This window comes from Falsiroseomonas sp., assembly GCF_051859025.1.
Taxonomy (GTDB): domain Bacteria; phylum Pseudomonadota; class Alphaproteobacteria; order Acetobacterales; family Acetobacteraceae; genus Falsiroseomonas.
Genome location: NZ_JBHYGL010000004.1, coordinates 61,728 through 77,105, shown reverse-complemented (window position 1 = coordinate 77,105; position 15,378 = coordinate 61,728). Strand labels below are relative to the sequence as shown.

General features: G+C 72.5%; 9 protein-coding genes. 5 read left to right on the top strand and 4 right to left on the bottom strand.

Annotation, left to right across the window (positions count from 1 at the left end; genetic code table 11):
- The first annotated feature begins 51 nt into the window (after positions 1-51).
- The 5 genes from katG (at position 52) to ACTIE5_RS07210 (ending at position 7,041) form a co-directional block, all read left to right on the top strand.
- Positions 52-2,274: a catalase/peroxidase HPI gene (gene katG / locus ACTIE5_RS07230; RefSeq protein WP_439549019.1), complete on the top strand. Its 2,223-nt coding sequence runs from the start codon at positions 52-54 to the stop codon at positions 2,272-2,274.
- 115 nt (positions 2,275-2,389) lie between these two features.
- Complete coding sequence (locus ACTIE5_RS07225; protein ID WP_439549018.1) at positions 2,390-2,809, top strand: transcriptional repressor; 420 nt, start codon at positions 2,390-2,392, stop codon at positions 2,807-2,809.
- 162 nt (positions 2,810-2,971) lie between these two features.
- Positions 2,972-3,898 carry an acetyl-CoA carboxylase, carboxyltransferase subunit beta gene (gene accD / locus ACTIE5_RS07220; protein ID WP_439549017.1) on the top strand — a complete coding sequence of 309 codons (927 nt, stop codon included), beginning with the start codon at positions 2,972-2,974 and terminating at the stop codon, positions 3,896-3,898.
- Between the two features lie 5 nt (positions 3,899-3,903).
- On the top strand, positions 3,904-5,208 hold the full coding sequence (locus tag ACTIE5_RS07215) for a bifunctional folylpolyglutamate synthase/dihydrofolate synthase (RefSeq protein ID WP_439549096.1): 1,305 nt from the start codon (positions 3,904-3,906) through the stop codon (positions 5,206-5,208).
- A gap of 63 nt (positions 5,209-5,271) precedes the next feature.
- Complete coding sequence (locus ACTIE5_RS07210; RefSeq protein WP_439549016.1) at positions 5,272-7,041, top strand: solute carrier family 23 protein; 1,770 nt, start codon at positions 5,272-5,274, stop codon at positions 7,039-7,041.
- A gap of 15 nt (positions 7,042-7,056) precedes the next feature.
- Here ACTIE5_RS07210 and ACTIE5_RS07205 read toward each other — a convergent pair whose 3' ends face one another.
- The 4 genes from ACTIE5_RS07205 to addB all read right to left on the bottom strand — a co-directional run bounded on the left by ACTIE5_RS07205 (position 7,057) and on the right by addB (position 15,378).
- Positions 7,057-8,187 carry a PQQ-dependent sugar dehydrogenase gene (locus ACTIE5_RS07205; RefSeq protein ID WP_439549015.1) on the bottom strand — a complete coding sequence of 377 codons (1,131 nt, stop codon included), beginning with the start codon at positions 8,185-8,187 and terminating at the stop codon, positions 7,057-7,059.
- 74 nt (positions 8,188-8,261) lie between these two features.
- Positions 8,262-8,591 (bottom strand): thioredoxin TrxA, encoded by a 330-nt coding sequence (trxA, locus tag ACTIE5_RS07200; RefSeq protein WP_092959691.1) that lies wholly within the window; start codon positions 8,589-8,591, stop codon positions 8,262-8,264.
- Between the two features lie 105 nt (positions 8,592-8,696).
- On the bottom strand, positions 8,697-12,188 hold the full coding sequence (addA, locus tag ACTIE5_RS07195) for a double-strand break repair helicase AddA (RefSeq protein ID WP_439549014.1): 3,492 nt from the start codon (positions 12,186-12,188) through the stop codon (positions 8,697-8,699).
- 130 nt (positions 12,189-12,318) lie between these two features.
- Complete coding sequence (gene addB, locus ACTIE5_RS07190; protein ID WP_439549013.1) at positions 12,319-15,378, bottom strand: double-strand break repair protein AddB; 3,060 nt, start codon at positions 15,376-15,378, stop codon at positions 12,319-12,321.

Here is a 15,378-nt window from a genome sequence, read left to right as displayed (position 1 = left end):
CCGCCAGCGGGCCTGGGGCAGTGGCACGGCCAAGTAAACGGAGAGAGCAGAATGGACGGACATGGTGGGACGGGTGCGGGCAAATGCCCCGTCATGCATGGTGCCGCGCATGGCGTGGCGAAGCATGCGACCTTCGGCGGCCGATCGAACCGCGACTGGTGGCCCAATGCGCTGAACCTCAGGATCCTCCACCAGCACTCGACCAAGTCCAGCCCGATGGGCCAGGGCTTCAGCTATGCGGAGGAGTTCAAGAAGCTCGACGTCGAGGCGCTGAAGCAGGACATCTTCGCGCTGATGAAGGTCTCCCAGCCCTGGTGGCCGGCAGACTACGGCCATTACGGCCCCTTCTTCATCCGCATGGCCTGGCACAGCGCCGGCACCTACCGCACGGGCGATGGCCGTGGCGGCGCCGGCAATGGCGCGCATCGCTTCGCGCCTGAGAACAGCTGGCCGGACAACGGCAACCTGGACAAGGCGCGCCGCCTGCTGTGGCCGATCAAGCAGAAGTACGGCAACCGCATCTCCTGGGCCGACCTGTTCATCTTCGCGGGCAATTGCGCCATCGAATCCATGGGCCTGAAGCCCTTCGGCTTCGCCGGCGGCCGCGCCGACATCTGGGAGCCGGAGGAGGACATCTACTGGGGCGCCGAGGACACCTGGCTGGGTGACAAGCGCTACAGCGGGGACCGCGAACTCGCCACGCCGCTGGCCGCCGTGCAGATGGGCCTGATCTACGTGAACCCGGAAGGCCCGAACGGCAACCCGGACCCGCTCGCCTCCGGCCGCGACATCCGCGAGACCTTCGCGCGCATGGCGATGAACGACGAGGAGACGGTGGCGCTGGTGGCCGGCGGCCACACCTTCGGCAAGGCGCATGGCGCCGGCCCGGCCGAGCATGTGGGGCGTGAGCCCGAGGGCGCGCCGATGGAGGCGATGGGCCTCGGCTGGCTGTCCAGCTGGAAGTCTGGCGTCGGTGGCGATGCCATCACCTCCGGCATCGAGGGCGCCTGGAAGCCCAAGCCCACGACCTGGGACATGGGCTATTTCGACATGCTGCTCGGCCATGAGTGGGAGCTGCACAAGTCCCCCGCCGGCGCCCAGCAGTGGCACCCGAAGGACCGCGCGGCCTGGACGCTGGTGGAGGACGCGCATGACCCGTCCAAGCGCCACCCGCCGATGATGACGACGGCCGACATGGCGATGAAGCTGGACCCGATCTACGGGCCCATCTCCAAGCGCTTCCATGAGAACCCGGAGCAGTTCGCGGATGCCTTCGCGCGCGCCTGGTTCAAGCTGACGCATCGCGACATGGGGCCGAAGGTCCGCTACCTCGGCCCGCTCGTCCCGGCCGAGGACCTGATCTGGCAGGACCCGGTGCCGGCGGTGACGCATGCGCTGGTGGATGCCGGCGACATCGCGACGCTGAAGGCGCAGATCCTGGCCTCCGGGCTGTCGATCTCCCAGCTGGTGACGACCGCCTGGGCCTCCGCCAGCACCTATCGCGGGTCGGACAAGCGGGGCGGCGCCAATGGCGCGCGCATCCGGCTGGCCCCGCAGAAGGACTGGGCGGTGAACCAGCCGGCGGAACTCAGCGTGGTGCTGGGCAAGCTGGAAGGCATCCAGAAGGCCTTCAACGCCAGCGCGGGCGGTGGCAAGCAGGTTTCGCTGGCCGACCTGATCGTGCTGGGCGGTGGCGCGGCGATCGAGGAAGCGGCGCGGCGCGCCGGCCTCGGCATCACCGTGCCCTTCGCGCCGGGCCGGGGCGATGCGACGCAGGAGCAGACGGATGTCGAGAGCTTCGCGGTGCTGGAGCCGGAAGCCGATGGCTTCCGCAACTACCTGAAGACCCGCTTCGCCCTGCCGGCGGAGGAGCTTCTGGTGGACCGTTCCCAGCTGCTGGGGCTGACGGCGCCGGAGATGACGGTGCTGGTGGGCGGGCTGCGGGTGCTCGGCACCAATGTCGGGCCCAACAGCCACGGCGTCTTCACCAAGCGCGCGGGCACGCTGACGAACGACTTCTTCGTCAACCTGCTCGACATGGGGACGGCCTGGACGCCGACCTCCGAAGCCGCGCAGGAATTCGAGGGGCGTGACCGCGCCACCGGCCAGGTGAAGTGGACGGCGACGCGGGTGGACCTGGTGTTCGGCTCCAACTCCCAGCTGCGGGCGATCGCGGAAGTGTATGGCCAGGCCGATGGCCAGCAGCGCTTCGCGGATGACTTCGTCGCCGCCTGGACGAAGGTGATGAACGCGGACCGCTTCGACCTCGCCTGAGGTCGCGGCAAAGGGGGCGGCATCCCGCGAGGGGTGCCGCCCCTTTTCACGTGCCTGCCAACTGGACGTGCCCACAAGCCATCAAGGCGACGATACCGGGGGGAGGATGAACGCCATGGGGCGCACGGTGGACGCCGTGGTGCGGGATGCGCTGCGCCATGCGGGCCTGCCGGTGCAGGGGCCCATCGCGCGGCTGCTGGCGCTGCTGCGGGCGACGCCGGAGACGCACCTGACGCTCACCGAGATCACCCGCCTGGCGGTGGCGGAGGGCCTGGCCGCCAAGGGGCCCGACATCGCCCGGCACCTCGACCTGCTGGTGGAGCACGGGCTGGTCGGCCGGCTGCCCAGCACGGCGGCGGAGCCGGTCTTCGACACGGTGCCCGCGCCCCATTCGCATTTGCTGTATGAGGAGACGTCCCAGGTCGTGGACCTCGACGTCTCGGCGGAGACGCTGATCGCGATCCTCCGCCAGGCCCTGAAGGACCGGCCGGGGGAGGTGGACATCCTGGTGCGGTTCCGCAGACCGGGCGGGTAGCACAACCGCAGGGGCTTGCACCCCGCCCCCATCCCGCCCTACCTCCCCCCCCAGGACTGGCGGCGCGCGGCTTCGCGCGCCGAGCGCCCGGACGGGCGCCGCCGGCAGTCCGGCGAGCCAAGCGTGCGGAGCGCGCGCCCGGCGCTTGAGGGCATGGGTACGATGAACTGGATCAGCGACTGGGCCCTGCCCAAGGTGAAGGCGATCTTCGGGGGAACCCGGGAAGTGCCGGACAACCTCTGGCACAAATGCCCGTCCTGCGAGCAGATGATCTTCCACCGTGACCTCGAGCGGAACCTGCATGTCTGCACCCATTGCGGGCACCACATGCGGATCTCTGCCAATGCGCGGGTGAAGGCGACGCTGGATGAGGGCTGGTCCCGGATCGAGCTGCCGAAGGCGCCGGCGGACCCGCTGCGCTTCCGCGACCAGCGGCGCTATGGCGACCGGCTGAAGGAAGCCCAGCAGAAGAACGCGATGGATGACGCGGTGCTGGTCGCCCAGGGCAGCATCGAGGGCCGCAAGGCCGTGGTCGCCGCCTTCGAATTCGCCTTCATGGGCGGGTCGATGGGCGCCGGGGTGGGGGAGGCGCTGGTCACGGCCGCCAAGCTGGCCGTGCTGCAGGATGCGCCGCTGATCGTCTTCACCGCCTCCGGCGGCGCGCGCATGCAGGAAGGCACGGTCAGCCTGATGCAGATGCCGCGCACCGTGATCGCGACGCGGATGGTGAAGGAAGCGGGCCTGCCCTTCATCGTCGTGATGTGCGACCCGACGACGGGCGGCGTCACCGCCAGCTTCGCCATGCTGGGCGACATCCACATCGCCGAGCCCGGCGCGCTGATCGGCTTCGCCGGCGCGCGCGTGATCGAGCAGACGGTGCGGGAGAAGCTGCCGGAGGGCTTCCAGCGCGCCGAATACCTGCTGCAGCACGGCATACTCGACATGGTGGTGAAGCGGCATGACATGCGGGAGACGCTGGCGCGCGTGATCTCCCTGCTGCGGGAGCCGATGCCCCTGACGGCACCCACGCCCGACCTGCCAGCCCTGCCCGCGCCGGACGCCGTGGCCGAGACGCCCAGGCCAGCGTGAGCACCCTGCCCGCCTCGCGCAGCGAGGCCATCCCAGCCTCGCGCAGCGAAAAGATCATCGACCGGCTGCACAAGCTGCACCCGGTGCTGATCGACCTGAGCCTGGGCCGCATGCGCGACTGCCTGGTGAAGCTCGGCCATCCCGAACGGCTTCTGCCGCCGGTGATCCATGTCGCCGGCACCAACGGCAAGGGCAGCACCAGCGCCTTCCTGCGCGCCATCGCGGAGGCCGCGGGCCTGCGCGTGCATGTCTATACCTCCCCCCATCTGGTGCGGTTCCATGAACGCATCCGCCTGGCCGGGGAGCTGGTAGGCGAGGAAGCGCTGGCGGAGGCGCTGGAACATGTGGAGCGCGTGAATGCCGGCGCCCCCATCACGGTGTTCGAGGTGACGACCGCCGTCGCACTGCATCTCTTCTCGACCGTGCCAGCCGACCTGCTGGTGCTGGAGGTCGGCCTCGGCGGCCGCTTCGACGCGACGAATGTGATCGACCCGGTCGCCACCGCGATCACCAGCATCTCCATGGACCACATGGATTTCCTCGGCGACACACTCGAAAAAATCGCCTTCGAGAAGGCGGGGATCATCAAGCCCGGCGTGCCCTGCGCCACCGGCGCGCAGGCGCCGGGCGCGCTTGCAGTGCTGCGCCAGGTCGCCGCCGACCAGGGAGCGGCGCTGTTCGCGCGTGGCGATGCCTGGGACGTGGCGCGGCAGCCGGATGGGCGGCTGCGCTGGCGGGATGCGGCAGGCGTGCTGGACCTGCCGCCGCCGGCGCTGGCCGGGCCGCACCAGGCGGACAATGCCGGCATCGCCATCGCGACCCTGCGCGCCTGGAACCCCGCCTGGCTGACGGAGGCGGCGATCGCCCGCGGCCTTGCCTCCGCCACCTGGCCCGCGCGGATGCAGCGACTGACGGGACGCCTGGCGGCGCTGTTGCCGGATGGCTGGGAGTTGTGGCTGGATGGCGGGCATAATGCCGGTGCCGGCGTGGTGATCGGCGAACACCTCCGCACCGCCTTTGCGGACCGGCCCTGCCATCTGCTGGTGGGCATGAAGGGGTCGAAGCAGGCGGCGGAGTTCCTGGCGCCGCTGATCCCCGCCGCCACCTCCATCCAGGCCATCGCGGAACCCGGCCAGCATTTGGCCATGCCGATCGAGGCCATCATCGCCGCCAGCGGCGGCGCGGCGACGGCGGGCGGCACGGCGGCGCAGGCGATGGCCGCGATCCCGAAGGATGGGCCAGCTTCACGCGTACTGATCTGCGGCAGCCTCTACCTCGCGGGTGAGATCCTGAAGCTCGACCAGGGCTGACGACAATGGCGGGGCGCCAGCGCGCCCGGCCAGCGTTGCGGTCACCACGGGAGACGGCGAGCGATGACCACCGGCAGCAGGCCCGCCTGGGCACTCGCCTCCGCGCCACCGGCCTCGGTCGTCTGGCCCGCGGCGCTGCAGCATGTCGGCCTGGGTGCCGTCACGCTGATCGTCCCGCGGGTGGTGGCGGAAGCCGCCGGCGCGGATGACGCCGCCATCGCCAACTACATCGCGCTGGCGATGATCGCGCTTGGCGTTTCCACCCTGCTGCAGGCCTGGGGGCGCCGGGGCATCGGCTCGGGCTTCCTGCTGCCCGCCGCCTTCACGGCGGTCTATCTGCCGCCCGCGCTGGTCGCGGCGCAGATGGGGGGCCTGGGCGCGGTGGCGGGGCTGACGCTGGCGGCGGGGATCACCCAGGTCTGCCTGTCCTTCCTGGTGCAGCGGCTTCGCCCCTACCTGCCGACGGAACTGGCGGGGCTGGTCGTGCTGATGATCGGCCTGGCGCTCGGGCTGCTCGGGCTGCGGCTCATGCTGGGATTCGGGCCGGGCGCGCGCAACCCCGCGCATGGCCTGGCGGCGCCCTTCGCCACCATCCTCGTGATCATCATCCTCGCGGCCTGGGGCGGCGCGCGGTGGCGATCGCTCGCGGTGCTGGGCGGGCTTGGTGCCGGGATTTCCCTGCATCTCCTCGGCACCGCCGTGATGCCGCAGCCCGCGCCGGGGGTGGCGCTGGCCCTGCATGCCTACCCCTGGCAGTTCCCCCATTGGCCGATGGCCATGCCCGCCCTCCCCTCGGCGCTGCTGCCGGTGGTGCTGCCGGGGGTGCTGGTAGGGGCGCTGGCCTGCCTGGCGCGCGCTTCCGGCGACATCCTCGCCTGCCAGCGCGCCAATGACGCGGGCTGGAAGCGGCCGGATTTCGGCAGCATCCGCGCGGGCGTGCTGGCCGATGGGCTGGGCACGGCGCTGGCCGGGGTGATCGGCGTGACGGGGACGAACACCTATACGGGCAGCGTCGGCCTCTCCATCGCCAGCGGCGTCATGGCGCGGCGGGTGGCGCTGGCGGTCGGCGCGCTATGGATCGCGCTCGGCCTCATGCCCGGCGCGCCGGCGCTGGTGCTGGCGGTGCCGCCCGGCGTGCCGGGCGCGGCGCTGTTCTTCACCGCCGCCTTCATCGTCGTCACCGGCATGCGCATCGTGGTGCAGCGGGCGCTGGATGCGCGGCGCAGCCTGGTGGTGGGGACGGCCTTCGTCATCGGCGTGTCCTACGACGCCGCGCCGCAGGTCTTCGCCGCGCTGCCCGACAGCGCGCGCATGCTGCTGACCTCCTCCCTCGTGCTGGGGCTGGTCGTGGGCCTGTTGCTGAACGCCGCCTTCCGCGCCGGCGCCGCGCGGCAGAGGGATGCGCAGTGGCGGCCGGAGGACGGCCATCGGGCGCTGGAGGATTTCGCCACCGAGGCCGGCAGCGCCTGGGGCGCGCGGACGGAGGTGGTGGCCCGGCTGCGCGGCGCGATGGAGGAAGCCGCCGGCCTGCTGGCGCAGCAGGCGGAGCCCGGCACCGCGGTCTCGGTCATCGGCCGCTTCGATGAATTCAACCTGGATGTCACGCTGCGATGGCGCGGCGCGGCGCTGCGGGACCGGGCCGCGCCCCTGGCAGGGCCAGGGGATGCCCAAGGGGATGCCCAAGGGGATGCCCAGGAGGGGGATTCCGAGGGTGACGGCGATGCCATGGCGACGCGCCTTGCCGCGCTGCTGCTCTGGCATGCCGCCGACCGCGTGGCGGAATCGCGCCTGCCCGATGGGCGCCGCGAACTCCGCCTGCATTACGACCACTGAAGACGGCCGCTGACCTCAGGCCGGGCTGAGGCGCAGGATCCGCCCGCGCCCCTCATCCGTCAGCACCAGCAGCGCGCCATCGGCGGCGACCACGACCTGGCGCATGCGGATGCGGCGATCGAACAGCAAGCGTTCCTCCGCCACCACGCGGTCGCCCTCCGTCTGCAGCCGCACCAGGCCGGGCGGGTTGAGGGCCGCGACGAAGAGGCTGCGGGACCAGCCCGGGAAGGCGGCGCCGGTGTAGAAGCCGATGCCGGAGGGGCTGACCGAGGGCGTCCAGAAATGGAGCGGCGCCTCGATCCCCTCCGCGACCTTCTGGCCGGTGCCGATGGCACTGCCATTGTAGTCCACGCCATGGCTGACGATGGGCCAGCCGTAGTTGAGGCCGGGGCGGATGATGTTCACCTCATCCCCGCCGCGGGCGCCGAATTCCGCCTGCCACAGGCTACCGGTCCAGGGGTTGAAGGCGAGCCCCTGCGGGTTGCGGTGGCCATAGGAAAAAATCTCCGCCCGCGCCTCGGCCCGGCCGAGGAAGGGGTTGCCGCGGGCCGGGCTGCCATCCCGTTCCAGCCGCAGCACCTTGCCGGCCAAATCGTCCAGGCGCTGGGAACGCATCTTGTCGTTCTGGCGGTCCCCGGTGGAGAGATACAGGCGACCATCGGGGCCGAAGGCGATGCGGCTTCCGTAGTGGTTGCGGCCGCTGGCCTGGGCGGGGGTCGCATCCAGGATCGGCGTCACGGCTTCCAGCGCCGTCGCATCGGCGGATAGCCGCGCGCGGGTAAGGCGCGTCAGCGCGCCGCCCTGCACCAGCATGGCGTGGGAGAGATAGACCTCCCTCGTCCGCGCGAAATCCGGGGCGACGGCGATGTCGAGCATCCCGCCCTGGGCGCGGGCCTCGACCTCCGGCACGCCGGCCAGCGGGTTGGAGACCTGGCCGGCGGGCGTCACGACGCGGATGCGCCCGGGCCGTTCCGTGACCAGCAGCCGCCCATCGGGCAGCAGCGCGGCGCCCCAGGGGTGTTCCAGGCCGGTGGCGAGGGTGGTCAGGCGGAACGCGGCGCGGTCCGACCGGACCGCATCGCCGGATTGGGCAAGAGCAGGCAGGGGCAGAAGAGTGGTGGCGAGCAGCGCGCGGCGATGGATCATCGCCCGCATGTAGTCAGGCGCGGGGCGCCGGGAAGCGCCCCGCTTCCCGAATCATCCGAGCTTGCTTGGATGGATCATCCAAGCTTGCTCGCGACCCATTCCTTCATCGCGCCCTTGGGCAGCGCGCCGACCTTGGTGTCCACCGGCTTGCCGTCCTTGAACAGGATCATGGTCGGGATGCCGCGCACCGCATAGTCGTTCGGCGTCATCGGGTTGTCGTCGATGTTGACCTTCGCGATGGTCAGCTTGCCTTCGTATTCCTTGGCGATCTCGTCCAGGATCGGCGCGACCATGCGGCAGGGGCCGCACCACTCGGCCCAGAAATCCACCAGCACGGGGCCGGGGGCCTCCAGCACATCCTGCCGGAAGCTGTCGTCGGTCACGGCCTTGGTGAGTTCGCTCATCGGGGGTCGTCTCCAGCGCCGGGCGGGGGCCCGGCTGTTATATGGCAAGATCGTGGCGGGGTCGGCCCTGGTCAAGCAAGTGCCGCGTGAGGCAGGCGCGGGGCGTCATGCGCCGGGCGCATGTCGATCCAGCAAATCGCTCGGCAGCGGCATGAGCCTCGCGCCATAGGTCCAGACCAGCACGCATTCCACGGCATGGCCGGGGAAGGCGCGGGCCAGCACAGCGCGGTAGGCCGCCATCTGGCGGAGATAGAGGCGCGGCACCGATTCGACGGTGATCGGCGGCGGCCGGTTGGTCTTGTAGTCCAGCACCAGCACGCGGCCGGGCGTGACCAGTAGCCGGTCCACCTGGCCGCTGACCAGCAATTCGCCCACCTGGCCGGCGATGGGGGCTTCCGCCAGGCTGCCGGGGCCGAAGGCGGCGGCGATGCCGGGGGCTTCCAGCAGGGCCATCACCTCCGCCAGCGTCTCCGCCTGCTCGCCCGCGTCCAGCCCGTGGCCGGGCCGGGCCAGGAAGGCCCGGCCGGCGGCTTCGCGCAGCGCGGGGTCCTGTTCGGGCAAATGCTGCAGCAGCGCATGGACGATGCGGCCGCGACGGAAGCGACGCCCGGTGGGGTCCGCGGCACCATGCGGGGCGGCGGCGGGGCCACCCTCATTCTCCCCCGGCACGGCGGAGGGGGAGAGGGCATCCACCACCCCCTCCGGCGGCGCGGGGGTCCGGGCCCAGGCGGGCAGGTCCGCCGCGGCGGGGGGCGGGGCGTCCCGGCCATCGGGCACGGCGGCAGTTTCCTGGGGGGCGGAGAGGACCAGGGCCTCCCCGCTCGCGAAGCGGCATTCGGCGGGGGCGCCGAAGGCCTCGGGGTCGAAGGGCTCCACCACCGTGGCATCGAGCCGGGAGAAGCCCTTGGCGACCAGATCGTACCAGGTGCCCTCCTTCCAGGGTGCGTCCTTGGGGCGCTTCTTCTGCCAGCCGCAGACGAGCAGCCGGTCCTCCGCCCGGGTCAGCGCGACGTAGAGCAGGCGGTGCTCCTCCTCCGCCCTCGCCTGCTTCTCCGCGGCCAGGAGGGCGCTGTAGGCGGGGGCGTGGTGGTCGCGGTTCGGCGCCCAGAGCGGCAGGGGCGTGCCATCCGCCGGCTCATGCCAGCGGACATCGGCATTGTCGCGGCCACCGCCCATGGTGTCCGGCAGGATCACCACGGGGGCCTGCAACCCCTTGGCGCCGTGGACGGTCATGATGCGGACGGCATCGCCCGCGCCTTCCTGTTCGCGCTTCACCTCCGCCCCGCCGCGCCGCAGCCAGCCCACGAAATGCTGCAGGCTGGGCGGATGGCGGCTGCCATGGTCGAGCGCAGCGTTGAGGAATTCATCCACGGGGTCGGCCGCATCGGGGCCGAGGCGCTTCAGCAGCTTCTCGCGCCCCCGATGCTCGCCCAGCACTTCCGCGAACAGGGCGTGCGGCGTCACCAGATCGGCACGGGCCATCAGCCCGGCGATCCAGTCGGCCGCGCGCCCTTCCGGCGTGGCGGCGCCGCGCGCCTTCTGGAGTACGGCCCAGAGGCTGGTCGTGCGGCCATTCGCCAGCGCGAAGAGCTGCGCCTCATCCAGCCCGACCAGCGGCGATTTCAGCAGGGCGGCGAGTTGGAGGTCGTCATCCGGCAGCAGCAGCACATCGGCGAGCGCGAGCAGGTCCTGCACCGCGATCTGCTCGATCAGGCGGATGCGGTCGGCGCCGCCGACCGGCACGCCGCGTTCCTTCAGCGCGCGCACCAGGCGCGGCAGCAGGCCGCCGGACCGCTTGCGCAGCAGCACCAGGATGTCGCCCGCGCGGATCGGGCGGCCGCGGCTTTCAAGCGGCGTGCGGAATTTGATCCAGTGGGCGATGCGGGCCGCGATCGACTCCGCCAGCAGGGCATCGGCACCGGTGGCGACGGCGGGGTTCTCCGGCACCTCCCAGGCCGGGGGTGGTTCGGTGGGCGCGGCTTCCAGCATGGGCCAGAGCTCGACCCGCCCGGCATGGCCGCCGCGATCGGGGCGGTGCAGCAATTCCTCCCCGGGGTTCACCACGCCGTCCCGTGCCTCCCCCGCCGCGAAGACGGCATCGACCAGGGCCAGCACCGGCGCGGTGGAGCGGAAGGAGACCTTGAGCTGCACGTCGCGCAGCGCATCGCCCAATGCCGCGATGCGCCGCCCGAAATGCCCCTTCCACCGCGCGAAGCCCGCGGCATCCGCGCCCTGGAAGCCGTAGATGGATTGCTTGATGTCGCCCACGGCGAAGATCGTGCGCGGCACCGCCGGTCCGTCGCGCGGCTTTTCACGCCCGGCGCCGGCGAAGAATTCCTCCGTCAGCGCGGCGGCGATGCCCCATTGCGCGGGGTTGCTGTCCTGCGCCTCGTCCAGCAGCACGTGGTCCAGGCCGCCATCCAGCTTGAACAGCACCCAGGCGCTGCCGGGGTCCTGCAGCACGCGCTGGGCGGACAGGATCAAATCATCGTAGTCCATCAGCCCGCGCGCCTGCTTGCGGGCGGCGTAGCCGGCGAGCACCGGCGCGCCGAGCGCGAGCAGCGCGCGTGTCGCGGCCAGCAGACGGCAGGCACGGCGGCTGCCCTCCACCGCGGCGATTCGCTCGGCCTCCCGCGCCAGCACCGCGGCGCATTCGGCCTGGCGGGGGCCGACCTGCTTCGTCGCCATGGATTTGCGGGGCGTGCCTTCCTTGGTCAGGAAGATCTCCGTCCATTCCCCCCAGCGCGCCACGCGATGCGCGGGGTGGAGTTCGAGCCAGGTGAGGATGCGAAGCCCCCGCGCCTGGTCATTCTCGTTCCGGCTGGCCTGGAGGAGGCGCGCGGCCATCACCGCCTCCCGGTCCGCCTGCTCCGCCGCCGTCGCGACCAGCGTCGCCTCATGCGCGCCCTCGGGCAGGCCGAGATGCGTGGCGATGGCGGCGCAGAGGCCCTCCAGCGACCCCGTGCCGCGCAGCGCGGCGGAGAGGCGTTCGCGGTCCCCGTCCAGCGCCTGCACCAGGCGGGCGAAGGATTCCGGCGGCACCAGGCTGGCAAGCGCCTCCAGCGCATCGCGCGGCGTCATCGGCCCGGCGAGGACAGCCTCCCGCGCCTCCGCCAGCAAGGTCCGGGCATCCGCATCCTCCACCACGCCGAATTGGGGGGCGAGGCCGGCTTCCAGCGGGAAGGCGCGCAGCAGGGACTGGCAGAAGGCGTGGATGGTGCTGATGCGCATGCCGCCGGGCAGTTCCAGCACGCGGCAGAACAGGGCGCGGGCGGTGTCGAGGTCATCACGCGTCGGCGCGCGGCCGAGCAGGCGGGAAAGCCGCTCCGCCAGGCGGGATTCCGGTTCCACCGCCCAGCGGCCGAGCTCGCGGGCCAGCCGCGTCGCCATCTCCGCCGCCGCGGCCTTGGTGAAGGTGAGGCAAAGGATGCTGGCGGGGCGCGTGCCGGGGGCGAGCAGCAGGCGCAGCACACGGTCGGTCAGCACCTTGGTCTTGCCGGAACCGGCGGAGGCGCCGACCCAGGCGGAGGAAGCGGGGTCGGAGGCGCGGCCCTGCTCGAACTCGGCTTCCTGGCGGGGGGTGAGGGGGAGGTTCATGAGCGGGACAGTCGTGGGGAAGGCGCTGCCTTCCCCACACCCCATCCGCCAGGGCCGAACCGGCCCTGGACCGTCGTCAATGGGCATATCGGGGGGAGCAGCGTTCCCCCCGGGCAACCTCGGCGTGCCTTCATTCCTCCCCCTCCGCATCCGCCCATTCCGCGACGCGGGAGAGATGGTCGTAGTCATCCCCCTTGGTGCTGCGCGCGGGATGCGGCCGCGCGGTGAAGGGGGCGTCGCCCAGCAGGAAGCGGTCCACCAGCAGGCCGAGGCGATCCAGCGCATCCTCGGCGGCGGATTCGACCTCCTCCGGCTCCGTGATCATTGCCTTCACCTCGCCAGCGGTCTCCCCGCCCGAGAGCTTCCAATAGGTCAGCGCCCGCACGGGGCTGTCGGGCACGCCCTGGATGGCGCCGCGCCAGGCCATGGCGGCTTCCAGCGGCAATTGCGGCGCGGTGCCGTCCACCAGATCCTCCGTGCTGGGCAGGGTGCCGGTCTTGTAGTCCAGCACCGCCAGCGTGCCGTCGCCCAGCTGGTCCACGCGATCGGCGCGCGCCTTCAGCACGACGGTGCCGCGGGGGCGCGGGAGTTCGAGGCGCCCTTCCCGCTCCACCCAGCTCTGCCGGATATGGCCGTCGCGGCGCATGTCGCGTTCGATCTCGATCACGAAGGCGCCGATGCGCGCCAGGCGCGGGCGCCAGAAGGCGGCGAGTGCCGGCCGCGGGCCCTGGGCAGCGAGGGCTTCCTCCGCCGCCTCCGCCCAGATGGTCCGCGCCGCGTCATCCCCCGGCCAGCCTTCCCGCGCGGCGGAAACGTCCCGCACGAAGCGGGCCAGGGCGGCATGGACGATGATGCCGTAGTCCAGCGCGCCGACATCGGCATCCAGCGGATCGAGTTTTCGCAAGCCCAGCACGCGCCTGGCGTAGAAGGCGTAGGGGTCGGCGAGCAGGGTGGCCACTTCCGTCACGCTGATCTCCCGCGGGCGGAGCGCCGCCGGCGGGCAGGGCGAGGGGCGGCGGAGCGGCAGGACATCCGCCGGCTGGTCTAGCGCCGCGGCCATGCGGGCGGCCTGGCTTTCCGGCAGCTTCAGGTCCTGGCCGGAGAGGAAGGTTTCGAGGCGCGTGATCCATCGCGCCGGCACGGTCGGCGCGCCGCCGCGGCGGGCGGCACGGGAGAGCACCGCGTCCGGCGCCGCGCAGGCGAACAGGAAAAAGTCCATGCAGACGCGGCCGATGCGGGCCTCGGGTTCGGGCAGGCCGAACTGGGCGCGCATGGGGCGGCTCATCCAGGGGCCGGGATCGGTCGCCAGCGGCCATACCGTCTCGTCCAGCGCGCCCAGCACCACGCGGTCGAAGGCCAGCAGCCGGGCTTCGAGCAGGCCGAGGATTTCCACCCGCGGATGCGCGCCGGCATCGCGGCCGGCCTGGGCGCGGACGGATCGCGCGGCGATGCCCTCGATCGCCGCATCGAACAGCGCCGGCCAGGCACCGGGGTCGAGCGGCGGAAGGCGCGCCATGGCGGGGGCGAGGTCGGCGAGGTGGGAGGCCAGCACCTCCCCCTCCTCCGCCGCATAGAGCCGGAGGCCGCCGGGCGCTTCCGGCGTAGCGGCCAGCGCCTCCGCCGCCGCCAGATGGGCGGCGAGCAGGTCGGCGGGCGGGCGGGGCGCGCCATGGAGGGAGGCAAAATCGCCAAGCGCCGCTTCCAGCGCCGCGTGCAGCGCGACGAGCTTGGGCTTGCTGGCGCCCTCCGACAGGGTTTCGATGGCGGCGCGCAGCCCGGCAAGGCCGCCCTGGGGACGCGGCCCGCGCAGCACGCGGCGTTCCAGCAGCCGCACGGAGTCGAGAAAGTCCGCCCGCGCCATCCCCGCCGCGCAGATCGGGTGCTTGAGCAAAGCGAGGAGCGGAACCGGCGAAAGATCTTCCGCCACCGCGCGGGCCAGCATCCGCAGGAAGGTGCCGGTCGGCGTCTGGCCCAGCGGTTCGCCGGCGCTGTCATCGGCGATGATGCCGTGGCGGATGAGTTCGGCGGAGACGCGCCGCGCCAGGTCGCGATCCGGGGTGATGAGGGCGGCGCGGGCGCCGGGCTTTTCCAGCGCCTCCCGCAGCAGCAGCGCGATGGCGGCGGCTTCCGTCTGCGCGTCGGGGGCGGCCAGCACTTGCAGGCCGTGCAGGCCCGCGCGCCAGGAAGCGGGGGCGGGCACGGTCCAGGGCGCCATGCCCTCCGGCGGGCGGAGCGCCATTTCCAGCAGGGTCGGGCGCGCTTCCGGCACGGCGCGGGGCTGGTGCAGGCCGCAGCCCGGCCAGCGCCGCACCTGCCGCGCCTCCACGCCCATATCCGCCAGCAGCCGGGCCTGGCTGCAGAAGGGGTGGGTCGGTGCCTGCGACACCGCATCCCACACCTGGCCGAGCGCCGCGCGGTCCAGCCCATGCAGCACCACGGCGCCGCGCGGCAGGGCGGCCACCACCTTCAGCAGTTCCACGGCGGCCGGGATGGTGCCGCCGACGCCGATGCCGGCGGCGATGATCGGCTCCTCCGGCGGCGCGCTGCGCCAGGCCTCGGTCTGGGCGCGGAGCGCGAGGACGCGGCGCAGGCCGATATCCAGCAGCCCCTCGCCCTCCAGCCACCCGGCCCAGGCGGTGGCGACGCCGCGGAGGAAGGTGGTGGTGATCTGCCAATGGGTCGCCTGTTCGCCCGGCACCAGGGCCTCGAGCCGCGCCAGCCAGGCCTCGGCATAGGCCAGCGGGTTGCCCTGGCTGAGCAGATCGGGGTCCTTCTCCTCCAGCGCCACCTCATCGAACAGCCGCGCCATCTCGGCCGCCAGGCCCCAGGCCTGTTCGGGGGTGGCGGGGCCGCCATGGCGGGGGGGCAGGCGCATCACCATGCCGGTCAGCACGGCCTGCCGCGTCAGCGGCGCGACGGCGGGGGGCAGGTCCAGCAGCGCGGGCAGCGCGAGTTCGTCGGCATCCTCGGTCGAGAGCCCGGCCAGCGCGCGCATGCGCGGCAGCAGCAGGGCCCGGCCTTCCGCCGCGGCCAGGAAGGCATCGCGCAGGCCGCGGGCGGAACGGCGCGTGGGCAGCAGGATGGTGGCCCGCGCCAGGGCTTCCGGCGGCCGGTCCTTCAACGCATCCAGCACCCCCGCCGCGAGGCAGTCCAGGAAGGGCAGCTCGGCGGGGATGTCGTAGAGGTGCAT

Bases quoted from the DNA above. Each gene is read 5' to 3' on its own strand.
- ACTIE5_RS07225 (WP_439549018.1), top strand. From the start codon at position 2,390: ATGGGGCGCACGGTGGACGCCGTGGTGCGGGATGCGCTGCGCCATGCG.
- katG (WP_439549019.1), top strand. From the start codon at position 52: ATGGACGGACATGGTGGGACGGGTGCGGGCAAATGCCCCGTCATGCAT.
- trxA (WP_092959691.1), bottom strand. From the start codon at position 8,591: ATGAGCGAACTCACCAAGGCCGTGACCGACGACAGCTTCCGGCAGGAT.
- addA (WP_439549014.1), bottom strand. From the start codon at position 12,188: ATGAACCTCCCCCTCACCCCCCGCCAGGAAGCCGAGTTCGAGCAGGGC.
- accD (WP_439549017.1), top strand. From the start codon at position 2,972: ATGAACTGGATCAGCGACTGGGCCCTGCCCAAGGTGAAGGCGATCTTC.
- ACTIE5_RS07210 (WP_439549016.1), top strand. From the start codon at position 5,272: ATGACCACCGGCAGCAGGCCCGCCTGGGCACTCGCCTCCGCGCCACCG.
- addB (WP_439549013.1), bottom strand. From the start codon at position 15,378: ATGCACCTCTACGACATCCCCGCCGAGCTGCCCTTCCTGGACTGCCTC.
- ACTIE5_RS07205 (WP_439549015.1), bottom strand. From the start codon at position 8,187: ATGATCCATCGCCGCGCGCTGCTCGCCACCACTCTTCTGCCCCTGCCT.